The following is a 15,033-nucleotide window of genomic DNA, read 5'->3' as shown; positions in this document are numbered from 1 at the left end:
ATCGGCCATCACCCGGCGGACGTCGGGTGTCGCTGTCGATGAGCACCGCCGGGCTCATCACCCTGGAGTGGCTGGACGCCCAGGTGCCTGCCTACAACTACGCCAAGAACGACAAGGCGTTAGGCGCGTACAAGGTCGGCCTCACCGACGAGGGGCGTGCTTATGGTCGCGTCTATGGGCAGCAAGGGCACCGCCGCTCTACGCCCCTCGCCGCCTCCCCGGACTCCTCCTCCGAGGAGGGCTGACCGATGAGCGTCCTGTCCGAGCGCATCCAAGAGGAGCGCCTGTGCGAGCTGACCATCGCCGCATCGTGTCGCGTCCAGGCCATCGAGCAGGCCCGCGACACCCTCGCCGTTCTCGACTCCCAGGAGACCGGGTGACCGCCTACCCGATACCGGAGAATCACGGTCACTGGTGGTTGACGACGTTCAAGGGCTGGCACCGTCTCCATGCCGTCCCCGGTGAAGCGCTTACCGTCGAGGCCCACAGGGAGGCCATCGACGGCTTCGAGCCGTACGTCCGCGCTACGGCGTGCGGGCGTACGCTGGCGCTCACCTACGCTGGCATGTCCTCCCGCTTCTCCATGCCGCGCTGCGCCGCCTGCTGTCGTGCGCTGGGCATCGAAAGCGGACCAGGGACACCAGTCAATGAGGCTGCTGAGAAGCGAGCAAGGGGCGAACGCGAAGCGTCCCCTGAGACCTGACCGAAGGAGGAGACTGGGCGCCATGAGAATCTCTGAGGGTCTCCCCAGCCTTATCCTCGACGGCAACAATCGTTCAAGAAGTCGGCTCCTCCTTCCGACGGGTGCTGGCAAGACCCTCGCGAATGGGACAATTCCCCAGGCCATGCTTCGCAGACTTCGGTCTCGCTCTCCGCAAGCACTCCCGCCAGCGCCCGACCTGCAAGCTGGCGGGCTTCGCGAAGCCGTCGAAAACACGCGCGCACGAGTATCGGCGCAGCAGGCACCGCCGACGGCGATCGTCGAACGCATTGACGAGCACGGCAAGTCGATCAGTGTAGAGGTCATCACCCGGAAGCCCTCGTGAACCTCCTCGCCCTCCACGATCCCTCCACTCGAAATCGCATCATCCGCTGCGGTTTGACGCGATTCCTTCCACTCGACGTCCCCGAGCTTCAAGAAGGACACTCAAGGAGGGCCGGGACAACATGCTGGAGGACTGCAGATGTCTGCTCGTCAGCCTGTCGACAGAGGGTTCGAGATCACAAGCTTGCGCGAAGCCCTGCGCAAGGTCGCGATCGCTGGCGTAACTGTGAACACCGATACCCGGGAGCCCAACGAGGTCTACCACCTGCTGAACCGCGAGCTAAAACCATTGTGCGGCGCTGGCGAAGTGGACGGTCGCTTCGTGACGGCCGTCACGGCTCCCTGGATACTTCGCTGCAAACGGATCGGCTGCGCCCCACACTGGCGGTACATCAAGGAACCCAACGAGGTCATCACCACCAAGACGGGCAACCGCTTCCACCGCGACGTGGACTGCAGCGCATTCAAGGCTGGCCACCGAAGCACTCCACACGCCAGCGGCCACCATCACGACGTCGTACAGATGTCGCTCTACGAAGCCGAAAAGGCAGGCAAGACCGCCTGCCTCTCCTGTAGCCATGGGTGAGTTCGTCCTCGGCCTGGATGAGCCCTCTGTCCAGGATCACATCACCCGGTGCCGCGCTTGCAAGCACACCCTCCGCACCCCGGAGTCCCAAACTCTCGGCATTGGGCCCGAGTGTGCTGCCAAGCTGGGGCTCGCACCGCGCCGGCCTCTGCGGATTACGGGGCTGGAGACGTGGCGTGACTGCGAGGGGCAGATCGACCTGCTGGAAAGGAAGAGCATGACCAGGGTGTGGATGACCGAAGCAGGAGACCGCTACCACTCCTCGTCTGACTGCCGGGACCTCAATGCCGGGCAGAAGAGCGGGGAAGGTCGGGCTACAAACTACGCGAGATCGTTGAGGTCGACCTCAGCCAGGCCACAGACGCAGGCAAGACCTCATGCGGCACCTGCGGAGGTACAACGCCCTGATCTTTTGGGCTGCCTGATCACCGACATCACGCCAGCGTCACGGCACAGCCACGGACAGCCTGGTAACGATGGGTTGAAACGCGCATGTCTCTGATCCCCGGGAGGAGACTGTCATGCAGGCCAAGCGGAACTCCATCATCCTGGGAACGGCGTTCCTCGCCACCGTTGCACTCTCACCGGCAGGGGCCCAAGCCTCGCCGAGTTCGCACACCCGGTCGATCGTGACAGCAGGCCTGGCAGACCCCACCCCGTACCAGAAGGGCTACGACAGCGGCAGCTCAAACGGGTACGCGCGCGGCCTGGAGCGGGCCAGGGCGTACTGCGCTCGCGACCCGTGGCTGCCTTGGCCTGAAGTAGGCGCAGACGCCTACAAGCTCGGCTACAGCGAAGGCTTCCAATTGGCGTACGGCCGAGGATTCGACGACGGCGCAGCGAAATACTGCAGGCCTGCGTGAGGCAATTACTCGCGATCCGGACACGCTGCAACACATCGGGCTCTCGCTGGCACATCTAGGTAATCTGATGGACAGATGTCATCATGGGCATAGAGAAAGGCTCCACTCCTGTCTGGCCGGGGTGGAGCCTTCTGTGTGCTTCGGCTCGCCCCCGCATCTACCGCTACGGATCACAGGGCGTCCCGGCGCAGCGGGATGTTGCGCGACAGGCCGACTTGCTGGAGGAGACGTGACCATCCTTGACCTCACGGTCCCGCCTTGCCGCCCATGTACTGCTTGGGCGGCTGCGGTCGCCTCCTGCGGGATCCGAAGTCCCGCAAGCGCCGGTACGGTCCCGAGTGCGCTGAGAAGTTGGGGCTCATGGATCCGCCAGCGCCCCGCTTCGCCCGGCGAGACGGAGGAGACTGCGAGGGACGGGGCGATCTCCTGGGGGAGGACCACATGGCCATCGTGTATGTCACCGCGCGTGGCGACCGCTACCACCGGGCACCCAACTGCGAGTACCTGACGTCCGGACAGGACGGCGGCGCAGTCCTGAACTACACCCTCCACCCGTGGGAGCCTGTGAACCTCAGCGAGGTACCCGCTGGCAAGACCCCGTGCAAATGTCTTGGAGTCACTCCCGAAGGGACGACACCATGACCGAGCAGAACCGCGACGGCTTCCCCCAAGATTCGGTGGTGGCCTTGTTCGGCAACACCTACGAGACGCAGGATGGCAACTTCCTGATCGAGCCCAAGCCGAAGGATCGTCCCATGCTGCTCTCGGACGCTGGAGAGTTGCTACGGGGTTGAACGAAGTCTCAGGACGCCTCTGGATCATGGACGCTCGTCCGGCTAATGTCGAACAGACGTTCCCCCCCCGGCGGCCTGGAGGCCCTTATGCCCTTATCGCGACGATCAACAAGCAGCCCACACAAGCCAAGGCTCGCACGAATCACCCAGCGGCTCATCGCCTTGTGCGGGACTCTCACCCTGGTGGCCGGCCTCACGGTCTCTCAAGCGACCACCGCCACCGCGGCCGACTCGCTGACCGACCTAGGCGGCGACATCCCCTACGCGTGGGGGGACACCGCGGTCGCAGACGGCAAGGTGTTCATCGGCACCGAAGACCGGATCGTCGTCGCAGACACCCAAGGTGCTGTAACCGGAACCATCACGGGCGTGTCCGACATAACGTCGCTGGTCGCTACACCTGATGGCAGCCACGTGTACGCGGCTCTCCGGTATGAGCACCAGGTGGTCGAAATCAACCCCGCCGACCTGACCATCGTTCGCCGGTTCGACCTGGCTGCATACGCGTGCCCAACACGCCTGGCGTTGTCTGGGCAATGGCTGTGGGTCGCCTTCAGCTGCGCGAACTATCCGACAGACGGCGTGATCAGCCTGGACCTGACGGCATCCACGCCCCAGCCCGTCCGCTTGCCTCTCGACAGCTTCGAAGACGTCGCGCTGTCCGCGGCCGGGAACACACTCCTGGTGAGGAGCAACAAGCTTCTGTGGGTCTACGACATTCAGGGCGGCGCTGGCACTTTGCGCGGCACCATCGACGCCGACGACTACAACGTCGACTCGTGGGCGGACGCCGCTGTCACCCCAGATGGGTCGGCGGCTGTCGTCTCCCCGGGCTACTCCGGCAACGACTTCGACGCCTGGGACATGACGACCTTGACCCGGTTCCGTTCCTACGGGTCGGAGGGATATACGTTGTCCGTCACGATCAGTCCGGACGGCACGCAGATCGCCGCGTCCACCCGTCCCTCCATCGATGGCCTGAAGGGGCCGATCGCCCTGTTCGACTTCGAGTCAGGAGCGAAAACGGAGACCATCGGGCAGATCCGCGACCTCGAGGTGCTACACGGAAGCCTCACCTACTCCGGATCTGACGTGTTCGCCGTCGCGCAGGGGTATCCGAATGTCCGCCACTACTACCTGTGGCGGCTGCACGGCGCCATGCTGCCACCGTGCGAGATCACTCTGAGCGGGCCAGACACAGCTCGCCGGTTCAGGCCCATCACCTTCACCGGCCGGCTCACCCGGCCTGATGGCTCGGCACCCGGCGCACAGACGGTCACGGCCGCCCGCCGGCCCTGGGGTGAGAACGATTTCCAGCCGCTGATGGACGTCACCACGAACGCGGACGGTACTTTCACTTTCAGCAACGTCCCGGGGGATGAGACTCAGTGGACCTACAAGGTCTACTACGACAACACCACAGACAGCCGAAGCTGTAGCACCACCAAGGTGGTGGAAGTTTCCGGCTGGTGATCAGCCGTCGGTTAGCGTGAGAACGCGAAAGCGGCTCTCCGCCCCAACGGAGAGCCGCCCCGACCCCACTACCCTCACCAGACTTGAACCGCATCAGGTCTCCCGTAAGCGTACATTCGGGGGAGGCCGAAAATGTCCGACTACATCTGCCAGGGAAAGTGCAACTCGCGTCCGCGGCGCGAAGCTGACGAGCACGCCCGAGCGCTCACTGTCTGGCAAGCCGAGATGGCCACGTGGATTGCCGCCAGCCCAGACGAGCGCGGCCCTGAACCCGCCCGCCCGGCGGAGCCTTCGCTGCGGTGGATGACCGGTGCCCCGTTCTGGTGCCTGTCCGACTCGTCCGCCATCCGGTCCGCCCTGGTCGACCTGGACCGGCAGATGATGCTCCGTCTCTTCCACCACGACGGGTACGGGTCGATCGACCTGAACGAGCGCGTGTCCTCCTCGCCCGAGCCTGCGTCCCCGTCGGACGCCCACGACCAGCTCGACGAGCTCGTCCGCTGGCTGCGCTCCTGGCAGGTGTCCTACTGGAAGATTTGCGGCTGGTCGCACACCGCCTACGTCGGCGAGTCGGCGCCGGCGCTCACCGAGGTCACGTCCGCGCTGTGCGCCCACCTCGACGGCATCCTCTCCCACACCGAATACGCAGTCGACTTCGGCTCTGGCGTGCTGTCCTGGCACTCCGAGGTGACCGCCGCCGCCCAGACGAGGCCGCGCCGCATCTCCATGCAGATGCGCTGCCCCCAATGCCACCTCGCCACCCTGCCCCGCCTCGAAGGCGAAGACCGCATCGAATGCCGTAACCGCGACTGCGGCGCCAACCGGGGAGGCCCGGTCGTCATGACCGCAGACGAATATCACGGGCTTGCCGAAGCCGTCATCGTGGCCAGCGGGAGGCGCAGGTGAGCGCCACGTGCCCCGCCTGCTGCGGCAGAGGAGTGGTCCCCGATGCGAAGACCTGCGCATTGCCGAGCTGTGGACGAGAGTTCATTTGGCAAGACGATGGGCGCGGCCGGGGACGTCCTCGAGCGGACGCGATCTACTGTTCACGATCTTGCAAGCACGCCGCCGCGATGCGTACCTACCGGTCGCGGAAAGCCGCGTGACCTCATAGCTCGGGCGGATCGGATCATTTTTCGCGTTTCGTCCGAAAATGAGCTGTGACGCGTCACGCCTATCGCTACGGTGGAGGCAGTTCGCGAGACCTGGAGAGGCGCGGGTCGAATGGGCGTCGGTTATCTCTTTTGCAAAGATGCCATCCGGTGCCCGCTTCACACATCCGCGCTCCTCTTGGCCGAGTGGGCTGGTCAGGTCTGGTGCTGGCACGGGTCGAATCTCGTCGGTTATCGCCTCGTAAGCGGGAGACACGGGTTCGAATCCCGTCGCGGACTTCGGTCCGTGTAGCTCAGTGGCTCAGAGCACCTAAACGGCCGGTGGGTCGCCCATATCCGTGCCAGCTCCAGACCTGATCGCTCGTCAACCCTGCCAGTGGCGCGGGTCGAATCCGATCGGTTATCGCTCTCTCAAAGCGGAGACCCGGGTTCAAATCCCGGCGCCGCCTTCAGGCGGTGTGGTGCAGCGGCCTAGCACGTCTAACGCCGGTCGGTCTCCCACATCCGCGCCGCTGGCAGGGCTGACGAGCAGGGGAGCGGGTCGAAGTCATATCGGTTATCGGGAACAGGTTGTCGCAGGTTCGAGTCCCGCTCACCCGACCGGCAGTTCCGGGTGGTAGCTCAGTTGGTAGAGCGTCTGTCTAAAACGCCGGTGGACATCACCACATCCGCTCCCCTTTCCCATATCCGCTCTCGGGCGGGTCGAACGGAAGGAGCAGACCGATGTCACGTGATCCCCTCGCTGCGGTCTCGACGATCGCGACTCCGCAGACGCAGCCGATCCCTGGCCGTACCGACCAGGTGAAGAACGCCGCTGGCGGGTACGTCTTCGGCAAGGACCTGTGGGTCAGGCTGGAAGACTTTCTCATCCTCGGCACTACGGGCGGCACCTACTACGTGTCGCAGGACACGCTCACCGCCGAGAACGCGGGCGTCGTGTTCCAGGCGATCATGAAGGACGGACCGCGCGTCGTTCAGATGCTGGCTGACATCTCGACGTCGCGTCCGCCGCGGGCTCCGAAGCAGCGTCCCGTCCTGTTCGCGCTCGCCGCCTGCTATGCGAAGGGCGACGCCGACACCCGCCAGGCGGCCAAGGTGGCTCTGGCCAAGGTGGCGCGCACCACCGACCATCTGGCGCAGTTCTTCGGCTACTACAAGAACCTCGGAGGGAAGGCCACTGCTCGGGGTACGTCGCCGACGGTGGGCCGGTCGCTGCGGACCGCGCTCGGTTCCTGGTTCCTCACCGGGACTGCGGACGATGTGGCGTTCAAGGCGTGCAAGGCCCGCCAGCGCAAGACCCCGCAAGGCGAAAGCTTCGACCTTCGGGACGTGCTCCGCATCGCTCACCCTGCAGCGCATGACGAGCAGCGCAAGACGCTGTTCGGCTGGATCGCCGGCAACGTCACCGACGAGCAGGCCCGCGAGATGCTGCCCGCCGTGGACCGGTTCCTGACGGCGAAGGCCGTCACGAGCGCGGCCGAGGCGATCGAGGTCGTCTCGACGGCGAAGGTGCCGTGGGAGTTCCTCCCTGACTCGGTGCTGCGTGATCCGGCCGTGTGGGAGGCGCTGATCGAGACGGTCGGTATGACAGCGCTCATCCGCAACCTCGCCCGCATGACGAGGCTTGGCACGCTCAAGCCGATGGCGGACGCGACATCGCGGGCGGTGCGCCGGCTCACGGACCGAGAGGCGATTCTGCGCGCCCGCATCCACCCGATGGACGCCTGGCTCGCGATGCGCGTCTACGCGTCCGGGCAGGCGCAACCGAACCCGCGCGCCGACCGGCAGACCTGGCACCCCGTCCCGGCCATCCTGGACGCGCTGGAGGAGACGTACGAGTTGGCGTTCGGCACAGTCGAACCGTCCGGCAAGCGGCTCCTGGTCGCCGTCGACTCCTCCGGCTCCATGAGTTGGGGCGGCGGTGTCCGGGTGGGCGGGTCCCCGATCGGGACGCCGTACGAGGTCGGCAACGCCATGGCGGTCATGCTCGCCCGCATCGAGAAGGGCAACGTGCACGTCATTGACGTCGACACCGCCGTGCACGCCTCGAGGGTGACACCGCGGACCAACCTGCGTGAGATCGCCTCCTGGCAGCCGTCAGGGGGCGGCACTGACCTGTCGCTGCCGTTCACGTGGGCGACTCAGGAGAAGATCGCAGTAGACGGCATTGTCGTGTTCACTGACAACGAGACGTGGGCTGGCCGCACGCATCCTGTGCAGGCGCTCGCCACCTACCGTCGGACGCACAACCCGGAGGCGCGTGTGGTGGTCGCCGCTATGACCGCAGTCGGGTACACGGTGGCCGACTCGCAGCTTCGGGGCGTGCTCAACGTGGCAGGCATGGATGCTTCACTGCCGCTCATCATCAACGGTTTCGTGCGCTGACCTGCGAGAACAGTGCTCGACTTGACCGCTGGTCCAGTTAGCGTCACACTGATCCCGAAGACGTATGCCCCTGACCAGGAGGAATCCCGGTCAGGGGCTTTTCGTGTGTGCGGAGGTGATGTTTGTGCCTCGCCCCGAACTGGACCCCGACGAGGTCTATCTGACGACGGCTGGCGCAGCCGAACTGGCCGGGGTGAAGCCGGCAACGATCCGCACGTGGGTTGAGCGCGAACATCTCATTCCTGCGGGCCGAGATCGGCGCGGGCACATGCTGTTCACTCAGGTGGCCGTTGCCAGTGCGGAAGTCCACCAAGTTCGACGCGGCGCTCAGCGAGGACGTGAAGGCGTTCCAGCGCCGGGCGCAGCTAAAGGACGACGGCATCGTTGGGAAGGCGACCTGGCCGGCCCTGCTGCGGGTCTCGTGAGCGACGGCCTGTTCGCCCGCTGGTGGCCGATCCTCTACCCGTCACAGCTTCCGCGGCATCCCGAGCCCGCGGTTGATGGGCCCGAAGACGGGCGTATCCCAAGCCTCGTAGATGAGGCGAACTGAACGCCGTTCGGAACCTTAACTTTCCGCGTGGTTTTATCACGTCGATTCTTTAGGTCCTGACCTGCGCGTTCCCTAGAGCGTCCCCGCGCGGCGGTGGGCGCTCTCTTCATGTTCACCAACGTAGGAGCATCCTCAAATGCGTCTCAACAAGAGCGCGATCCTCTCTCTGGCTGTCGTCGGCGCGCTGGGTGTCACAGGCCTGTCCGCTTCGGCCGCTTCCGCTGATGTGGATGGCCTGTCCATCACGCAGGTCGGCTACAACGCCTACGGCGCGGACACCGTCTGGAACCGCAACCAGGAGTTCGTGGACGTCAAGAACGACGGCGCCACCGCCGTCAACGTCAAGGACCTGGTCGTCACCGACCAGTGGGGCAAGTCCAGTGGGGCAAGTCCCACCTGGCTGACAACGACCGCGGCTGCAACACCTACAAGGTGACCAGCCTGCCCGGCGTCGCCACCGGAGCGGACGGCAGCGTCATGCTGGCCGCCGGCCACACGGTTCGCGTCTACTCGGGGCGCGGCACCGCTGCCGTGTCGGCGAGTGGCACGCTGCACGCCGTGTTCATGAACTCCCGGTGTGGCTACCACGGCCACATCTGGGGCAACGGCGGCGACACCGCGTGGATCGTCCTGGGCGGGGCTTCGGAGTCGTTCGCGTTCGACAACGGGTACACGGTCAAGCCGTAGGAGGCTGGCATGAAGTTCACCATCTTCGGGCGTGAACCGGTTGTCTGGCTGGGCGCTCTGCAAGCCGTGCTGGCGGTTGGTGACGCTGCCCGACCTGGGCGTCACCGAGACGGTGGCGGGCTGGATCATCGTCGGCGTGTCTGGCGTGTTCACGATCATCGAGGCCGCCATGACGCGACCCATCGTCGTGTCCACGCTGGCCGGTGGCGTACGCACGGTGCTGACCGCCGCTGTGTTCTTCGGCCTGCCGCTCGGCGAGCAGACGTCGGCTGCCCTGGTGGCAGCGTTCACGTTCATCATGGGCATGGTGCTGTCCAACAGCGTCACGCCAGCAGCGGACCCGGACCCGAACTTCGCCCGTGCGAAGAGTGTCGGCACGGTTCGCTAGCCTTCGCGCGTGGACCGCTGGATCGGGGTGTCGTTGTCCTATGCCACGTTCGCGATCGTCGTACGCGATGGCCGGATCGTGGATGCCGCGCCAATAGCGCGATGGGCGATTGGCAAACCAGAACAGCGTGTAGCGGAGTACTACCAGCGTAAAGGCGCAGAGTTCGTACCGCTGTCTGCGTAGCACCCCCGGACGGCGGCAGTCCCGAATCCGGTGTTTCACAAGCTCGGCGAAAACAGGTGGAAGCCACGCTTTCCTCTCTGGGATAGTCGGGCTGCCTGCATAGCTCAGTTGGCGAGAGCGTCGCACTCATAACGCGAAGGTCCCGAGTTCGAGTCTCGGTGCAGGTACGCGGGGAGGCGGAGTCTTCGGGCTCCGAGTCGCTTCAACCGGTGCCGACGGGCGGCGGTGGAGGGTGGCGAAGCCGGGCAGACGTGTCCGCGTGGACCTCGCCTGCTACTTAGGGCCCGGCCTCGGACCACGGTCCCGGGCCGGGAATCCTCGTCGGAGGCCGGGACACCCACGGGTGGCCCGGCCTTTCTGCGCGTTGTCAGGTCTTTTCCTTCGCAGCCCTCTTGAATACGAGGTAGAAGACGGGCTTCCCGTTCTTGAGCTTCCTTATCTCTGGGGTGATGCCCACCAGTTCCCATCCTTCTTTCCCCATGTCGTTGCCGCACCTCGACCACAGGCGTAACAGGAGGAAGACGATGGCCCGCATGCTCGGCAGGAAGGTCTGGTTCGGCGTCTTCTGCACCTGCTGCAACGGTCCGAGGAGTGTGAAGGTGGAGAGAGCCCGGGAGAAGCGTCAGTTCGCCCGCGAGTTGCGCCCTGAAGGGCTCCTGCCCACCATCGAGCAGGCGGACGACGACTGCGTCCACGGCTGCGTGTACGCCGGCTCCGAACGATGCAACTTCACCTGCCACGACCTGACGCCCTACGAGGACGCCGCGTTTGAGCGGTTGGACCGGCGAGCAATGGAACTGCTCAACGAAGAGATGGCCGCCTTCGCCGAGTCGTCCCTGCCACCGACAGTGGAAGCCACCGAACTGTGCGGGGTCGAGTGGGCGTGACCCGCTGACATCCCCTCGTCCCGCTTCTGGCGGGAGTGTGCCACCCTCCCCGGGGTGTGCGTACGAAAGAGCCCGAGGTCACGATCTCGCACGTGTCGCTCATGGTGCTCCACCCTGGCCGCTGCATGAACGAGTGGATCAAGACAACCCGCAGCCCTGTCGGCAACAACCCCGCATGACGTCGCAGCGGAGCGCTGAGCGGTCGCACACCGCTCAGCCCCAGTTGCAGGAGTATCCGTAGTGAGCCAAGCCGCCTTGGACGGGATGCCCCAGTGGCAGAGGTGTACCGGTCAGCGGCGGGATCGTTACGGTGCCCAGGTCGAGGACACCTTCGAGCTTGACGAACTCCCCTTCCTCTCCGCCGAAGTACACCTGCAGGGTGGGATAGGCGGCAGGGGTGGGGATGTGGGGCCGCATCATCTGCTCGTAGGCCCACCGAAGTTCGTCCAGCCCGGTGACGATGACAACTTCGGAGTGGCAGAACGAGCCGGACCAATGGTCAAGACTCAGCTCGTAGTAGCTGAACGGTCCGGGAAACTGTCCTGAATCGCCAACCTCGCCGGACGACGCGTCCAACATCGCCATCCCGGCCGAGGCGGCCGGATCACCTGGAGCGGATCTCAGCACGCGCCCATAAAGGTTCCTCGCCTCGTCCCGGCGCCGGGCCAACGTGATCTCGTCCTCCCCATAGTGGGCGGCAAGGTCCACATCGTTCTCGAAAACGGCGATCTGCTGGACCAGTCGGCTGGCCAGCAGAGTGGCCACGCGCGTGTCATCGGGACACGCCTCTACCGCCGCCCTCAGCCACGGTTCCTCCGGCCAGGACTGGATGACTTCCGGCTCATCAGGATCGTCGTCGGGTCCGACGCGCAGCATGCACAGCAGCCGACCCACTTCGAGCGCCGCATCCACGTCACCGCCCTCGGCAGCGTTCTGCAGCGCCTCGACCGTCTCCTTGGAGATCGCCATTCCAGCAGACTAGTGCCACGCGACCCTCACAGGGATGCCGCAGTTATTTATCCCTCGCTCCGTCGCTATCTGCAGTTCGTACTGCACTCCACTCTGGACCAGCCATTTACATGATTAATCGTGATCGTTAGGATCTCGGACATGAGTTTTGTCATCGCAGTCGCGCGTGTCGAAGATGTATCCGCTCTGATCCAATCGGCTGAGTCTCTCTTTCGGGAGGACGGAGGTCGGCGGGATCCGTTCGTGGATGCGAACTGGCCGACGCAGAAGGGGCACGACTACTACATGGGGATGATCACTAATCCAAAAAGTCTGGTACTTCTCGCCCGCCGTGACTCAATTGAGGGAGAGGTCGTAGGCCATCTCACGGGTCAGATCAAGGCTCCGAACGAACTCAGGCCGAACGCGGTCGTCGCCGAACTCGTAAGCCTGCGCGTAATGGAGAACGAGCGTGGACATGGTGTCGGCGCGAAGCTGGTAGATGACTTCTTCGCCTGGGCGAAGACGCAAGAAGCCAACCAGGCAACGGTCTCCGCGTACGCCTCCAACACCGATGCAATTCGCTTCTACCAAGCCCAAGGATTTGAATCGGACCTCATCCAACTGAAGATTGATCTATAACGGGGCGCATCCAGGGCACATGACCCCGCGATCACGTTAGCGACATTGAGAAGCTTTAAGAGCAGCCGCGGCTTCCTCACTGAGGACTCTGTCGCTCAACTCCCTCAGGCTGTCCAGCCCTCGTTGGCAGACCGCCCACCGGATGTCATTGCTACCGGCATCTTCGAGAATGAGGCCAGCGACAATAGGCTCGTAACATGGAGAAGTGCTATGAGCAGTTTCTGGGCGGCCAGGGGGCCCACGTATACAGCGAGCCCTTGATCGCCAGCATGCGCCGCGATTTGCGGGTTTTGGTGTCGCCTCCATCCCGGACGGCACGCCACACGTAGCTGGCGAACCTCGTGGGGCGGACCGCGCCGAAATGCGTTGACAGCACGGAGTTGGCCTCAGCGGTATCTCGGCGAACAGTCGTATGCGACCCAGTGAGAGGGGCGGGGGACGAACCATGCGCGGACTCGTGTGCCCAGAAGCCACCGCCGACCTGCGCGAGGAGCCATGAGCCGTTCGAATCCGCCGACGCCAGCAGGATTCTGACGCCTTCCCCGGGCAGTGCCGCACAACGGCTGGTGGCTCGTCACCAGCCTCTACATGGCTGTCGATGTGGGGCTGTCCCCTGCGCAGCGGTTGCTCATCGCCGCCGCACAGGGGGTGGCGAGCATCCTCTCCGAGGTCCCGGCCGGGGTTGTGGCCGACACCTTCGGACGCAAGAAGGCGATCGTCGCGTCACACGTTCTGATGGCCACCGCCATGGCAGTCACCGGCCTGTTCCCCAGCTTCGTTCCGCTGATGCCGGCCCAGATGCTGTGGGGCGTCTCCTGGACCGGCGATCTACGCCACCGCGGCCTCGCCCTCGCCGCCGCACAGCGCCGACTCGACTCCGATGGCGGCGCCCGCACCTTCTTGGCCTTTCCTGTCAGCCTTGTCCTCCTCGACTTGGCGTCGAGCCTCCCCCTCGGGGTTGCCGCCGTGATCACCACGAAGGGCATCGCCATGCCCTTGGTGCGGACCGTCACCACCATCTGGGTCAACCGTCACACCGACAGCGACATCCGGGCCACCACCCATTCCTTCCTGACGCAGGCCGAATACGCCGGCGAGATCCTCTGCGCCGCCCCCTCGCCGCCCTTGCCGGGACCTTCGGAACCGGAGGCACCATGCTCCTCGCCGCGACACTCTTCGCGGCCGGCGCAGGGACCGTCGCCCTCAACTGGCCGCGAACGAAAAGCCCGAGCGAAGGGGTGTCACCCTCGGGGTAAGGAACCGGCGGACGGCCGTGGGCGCTGAGAAGGATCTTGGTCGCGGTGACTGAGCTGCCTCTTGGTCGTGCAGGTTCTTCAGCGCGTACAGCTGCGTCTGGCGGCTCGGTCCCTTCGCCTGAACTACTCGCGTTTGACTAGCTCGAAGTACTCGTGTTTGAGTAGTTGGGTGAGTGACGCGCGCATGTTCGTGCTCGGAGCCCTGCTGCGCGGTCCGATGCACGGGCATCAGATCCGCCGGCAAGCGCAACTGGACCGCACCGAGCTGTGGACCGACATCAAGGTGGGCTCGCTGTACGGGGCACTGCACCGGCTGGTCGCCGAGGGCGCGATCGAGGTGGTGCGCACCGAGCAGGCGGCGGGACCGGCGCGGACGGTGTACGCGCTCACCCCTTCCGGGCGCGAGGAGTTCATCGCGCTGCGCGACCGGACGCTGCGCGAGGTCCGGCTGCGGCCCGACCCGGTGGACCTCGCGCTGCACTACGCCGGCGATCTCGCCGAAGAGGACCTGCGGGCATTGATCGGCGACCGGCGCGACGCGCTGATCGTCCGGCTGGCGGCCTGGCTGCACCAGCGCGAGCAGGCCGAGCCGTACCTGCGCGGGCTGGAGCCGATGACCTTCGATCACACCACGGCACGCCTGCGGGCCGAGATCGCCTGGCACGAGAGCCTGCTGGAGCAGCTACCGAAACTGCTCGCCACGCGTGACCGCGGCCAAGCGCCGACAGGGGAAGGACGGCAAGAATGATTCTGAGGACCGGAGTGCTGCGCAACCGGATCTTCGCCTGGCATCGGGAGCTGCAGGACGTGCACCACCGCCTGGAAAAGGCGCTGGAGGACGCCCGCAGGGCCATCCGCTCCGGCGAACGCGCCGAGAGCCTCAGACCCGAGCTCCGCGACTTCTGCTACACCTTCTGCTCCGCCCTGGGCAGCCATCACCGCAGCGAGGACAGCGACTTCTTCCCGGCTCTCCTGCAGCAGATGCCCGGGCTGGAGCCGACGATCGCCCGCCTGGGTCGCGAGCACGAGGTTCTCGCGCGCCTCCTGGCCGACTTCCAGCTGAGCCTCGACGATCCGCACTCATCACCGCAGCAGCTCTTCCGGCAGATCAACGAGATCAAGGGCTCGATGAAGGCTCATTTCGGCTTTGAGGAAGGCTCCCTGAACCAGGCACTCCGTGCTCTTGATGCTCCGGAGAGCGACAGGAGCCGCATGTTCGGCGACGTCTGACTGA

At 65.3% G+C, this 15,033-nt stretch carries 23 protein-coding genes, 1 tRNA gene and 1 pseudogene; 23 read left to right on the top strand and 2 right to left on the bottom strand.

Annotation, left to right across the window (positions count from 1 at the left end):
• Positions 1 to 38: 38 nt before the first annotated feature.
• The 18 genes and pseudogenes from AB0H84_RS19220 (at position 39) to AB0H84_RS19135 (ending at position 10,233) form a co-directional block, all read left to right on the top strand.
• Positions 39 to 245 carry a hypothetical protein gene (locus AB0H84_RS19220; RefSeq protein ID WP_357605372.1) on the top strand — a complete coding sequence of 69 codons (207 nt, stop codon included), beginning with the start codon at positions 39 to 41 and terminating at the stop codon, positions 243 to 245.
• A 3-nt stretch (positions 246 to 248) separates the two neighbouring features.
• On the top strand, positions 249 to 380 hold the full coding sequence (locus AB0H84_RS19215) for a hypothetical protein (protein WP_357605369.1): 132 nt from the start codon (positions 249 to 251) through the stop codon (positions 378 to 380).
• A complete protein-coding gene (locus tag AB0H84_RS19210) occupies positions 377 to 703 on the top strand; it encodes a hypothetical protein (RefSeq protein WP_357605366.1) in 327 nt (108 codons plus the stop codon). The genes AB0H84_RS19215 and AB0H84_RS19210 overlap by 4 nt, the downstream gene beginning before the upstream one ends.
• 481 nt (positions 704 to 1,184) lie before the next feature.
• Positions 1,185 to 1,631, top strand: a complete 447-nt coding sequence (locus AB0H84_RS19205) for a hypothetical protein (RefSeq protein ID WP_357605363.1) — start codon at positions 1,185 to 1,187, stop codon at positions 1,629 to 1,631.
• Positions 1,624 to 2,133: a DUF6011 domain-containing protein gene (locus AB0H84_RS19200; RefSeq protein WP_357605360.1), complete on the top strand. Its 510-nt coding sequence runs from the start codon at positions 1,624 to 1,626 to the stop codon at positions 2,131 to 2,133. The genes AB0H84_RS19205 and AB0H84_RS19200 overlap by 8 nt, the downstream gene beginning before the upstream one ends.
• A 19-nt stretch (positions 2,134 to 2,152) precedes the next feature.
• On the top strand, positions 2,153 to 2,494 hold the full coding sequence (locus AB0H84_RS19195; protein ID WP_357605358.1) for a hypothetical protein: 342 nt from the start codon (positions 2,153 to 2,155) through the stop codon (positions 2,492 to 2,494).
• Positions 2,495 to 2,761: 267 nt separating this feature from the next.
• Positions 2,762 to 3,136, top strand: coding sequence for a DUF6011 domain-containing protein (locus AB0H84_RS19190; RefSeq protein ID WP_357605841.1), 375 nt, complete (start codon positions 2,762 to 2,764; stop codon positions 3,134 to 3,136).
• A complete protein-coding gene (locus AB0H84_RS19185; protein ID WP_357605355.1) occupies positions 3,133 to 3,288 on the top strand; it encodes a hypothetical protein in 156 nt (51 codons plus the stop codon). Before AB0H84_RS19190 ends, AB0H84_RS19185 begins: the two co-directional genes overlap by 4 nt.
• A gap of 183 nt (positions 3,289 to 3,471) precedes the next feature.
• The gene (locus tag AB0H84_RS19180) at positions 3,472 to 4,761 is read left to right on the top strand and encodes a hypothetical protein (RefSeq protein ID WP_357605352.1); all 1,290 of its coding nucleotides are present in this window, start codon (positions 3,472 to 3,474) and stop codon (positions 4,759 to 4,761) included.
• 303 nt (positions 4,762 to 5,064) lie between these two features.
• Positions 5,065 to 5,667, top strand: a complete 603-nt coding sequence (locus AB0H84_RS19175) for a hypothetical protein (protein ID WP_357605349.1) — start codon at positions 5,065 to 5,067, stop codon at positions 5,665 to 5,667.
• Positions 5,668 to 6,596: 929 nt separating this feature from the next.
• Entirely contained in the window at positions 6,597 to 8,258 is a 1,662-nt protein-coding gene (locus tag AB0H84_RS19170; RefSeq protein WP_357605346.1) for a TROVE domain-containing protein, read from the top strand.
• A gap of 64 nt (positions 8,259 to 8,322) precedes the next feature.
• Positions 8,323 to 8,541: pseudogene (locus tag AB0H84_RS19165) on the top strand (MerR family transcriptional regulator); the annotation flags it as partial.
• Between the two features lie 13 nt (positions 8,542 to 8,554).
• Positions 8,555 to 8,683: a peptidoglycan-binding domain-containing protein gene (locus AB0H84_RS19160; protein WP_357605343.1), complete on the top strand. Its 129-nt coding sequence runs from the start codon at positions 8,555 to 8,557 to the stop codon at positions 8,681 to 8,683.
• Positions 8,684 to 8,944: 261 nt separating this feature from the next.
• Positions 8,945 to 9,244 carry a hypothetical protein gene (locus AB0H84_RS19155; RefSeq protein ID WP_357605340.1) on the top strand — a complete coding sequence of 100 codons (300 nt, stop codon included), beginning with the start codon at positions 8,945 to 8,947 and terminating at the stop codon, positions 9,242 to 9,244.
• Entirely contained in the window at positions 9,241 to 9,495 is a 255-nt protein-coding gene (locus AB0H84_RS19150) for a hypothetical protein (protein WP_357605338.1), read from the top strand. The genes AB0H84_RS19155 and AB0H84_RS19150 overlap by 4 nt, the downstream gene beginning before the upstream one ends.
• A gap of 31 nt (positions 9,496 to 9,526) precedes the next feature.
• The gene (locus AB0H84_RS19145; protein ID WP_357605335.1) at positions 9,527 to 9,883 is read left to right on the top strand and encodes a hypothetical protein; all 357 of its coding nucleotides are present in this window, start codon (positions 9,527 to 9,529) and stop codon (positions 9,881 to 9,883) included.
• Between the two features lie 9 nt (positions 9,884 to 9,892).
• Positions 9,893 to 10,066, top strand: a complete 174-nt coding sequence (locus AB0H84_RS19140; protein ID WP_357605333.1) for a hypothetical protein — start codon at positions 9,893 to 9,895, stop codon at positions 10,064 to 10,066.
• A gap of 93 nt (positions 10,067 to 10,159) precedes the next feature.
• Positions 10,160 to 10,233: transfer RNA gene (locus tag AB0H84_RS19135), tRNA-Met, on the top strand.
• 200 nt (positions 10,234 to 10,433) lie between these two features.
• On the opposite strand, the gene AB0H84_RS19130 is transcribed toward AB0H84_RS19135, so the two are convergent.
• Positions 10,434 to 10,637, bottom strand: a complete 204-nt coding sequence (locus tag AB0H84_RS19130; protein WP_357605331.1) for a hypothetical protein — start codon at positions 10,635 to 10,637, stop codon at positions 10,434 to 10,436.
• A 28-nt stretch (positions 10,638 to 10,665) separates the two neighbouring features.
• On the opposite strand from AB0H84_RS19130, the gene AB0H84_RS19125 reads away from it, so the two are divergent.
• Positions 10,666 to 10,953 (top strand): hypothetical protein, encoded by a 288-nt coding sequence (locus AB0H84_RS19125; RefSeq protein WP_357605328.1) that lies wholly within the window; start codon positions 10,666 to 10,668, stop codon positions 10,951 to 10,953.
• A 213-nt stretch (positions 10,954 to 11,166) separates the two neighbouring features.
• On the opposite strand, the gene AB0H84_RS19120 is transcribed toward AB0H84_RS19125, so the two are convergent.
• Complete coding sequence (locus AB0H84_RS19120) at positions 11,167 to 11,922, bottom strand: hypothetical protein (RefSeq protein ID WP_357605325.1); 756 nt, start codon at positions 11,920 to 11,922, stop codon at positions 11,167 to 11,169.
• A 141-nt stretch (positions 11,923 to 12,063) separates the two neighbouring features.
• Here AB0H84_RS19120 and AB0H84_RS19115 point away from each other — a divergent pair, with 141 nt between their 5' ends.
• The 4 genes from AB0H84_RS19115 to AB0H84_RS19100 all read left to right on the top strand — a co-directional run bounded on the left by AB0H84_RS19115 (position 12,064) and on the right by AB0H84_RS19100 (position 15,029).
• Positions 12,064 to 12,543, top strand: coding sequence for a GNAT family N-acetyltransferase (locus tag AB0H84_RS19115; RefSeq protein ID WP_357605322.1), 480 nt, complete (start codon positions 12,064 to 12,066; stop codon positions 12,541 to 12,543).
• 588 nt (positions 12,544 to 13,131) lie between these two features.
• Positions 13,132 to 13,827 (top strand): hypothetical protein, encoded by a 696-nt coding sequence (locus AB0H84_RS19110; RefSeq protein WP_357605319.1) that lies wholly within the window; start codon positions 13,132 to 13,134, stop codon positions 13,825 to 13,827.
• A gap of 141 nt (positions 13,828 to 13,968) precedes the next feature.
• The gene (locus AB0H84_RS19105; protein ID WP_357605317.1) at positions 13,969 to 14,547 is read left to right on the top strand and encodes a PadR family transcriptional regulator; all 579 of its coding nucleotides are present in this window, start codon (positions 13,969 to 13,971) and stop codon (positions 14,545 to 14,547) included.
• A complete protein-coding gene (locus tag AB0H84_RS19100; RefSeq protein ID WP_357605314.1) occupies positions 14,544 to 15,029 on the top strand; it encodes a hemerythrin domain-containing protein in 486 nt (161 codons plus the stop codon). Before AB0H84_RS19105 ends, AB0H84_RS19100 begins: the two co-directional genes overlap by 4 nt.
• The last annotated feature ends 4 nt before the right edge of the window (positions 15,030 to 15,033 follow it).

The organism is Nonomuraea sp. NPDC050786 (assembly GCF_040654115.1).
GTDB lineage: Bacteria > Actinomycetota > Actinomycetes > Streptosporangiales > Streptosporangiaceae > Nonomuraea.
The sequence above is the reverse complement of the archived record's forward strand: the minus strand, read 5'-3'. Positions and strand labels throughout refer to the sequence as shown.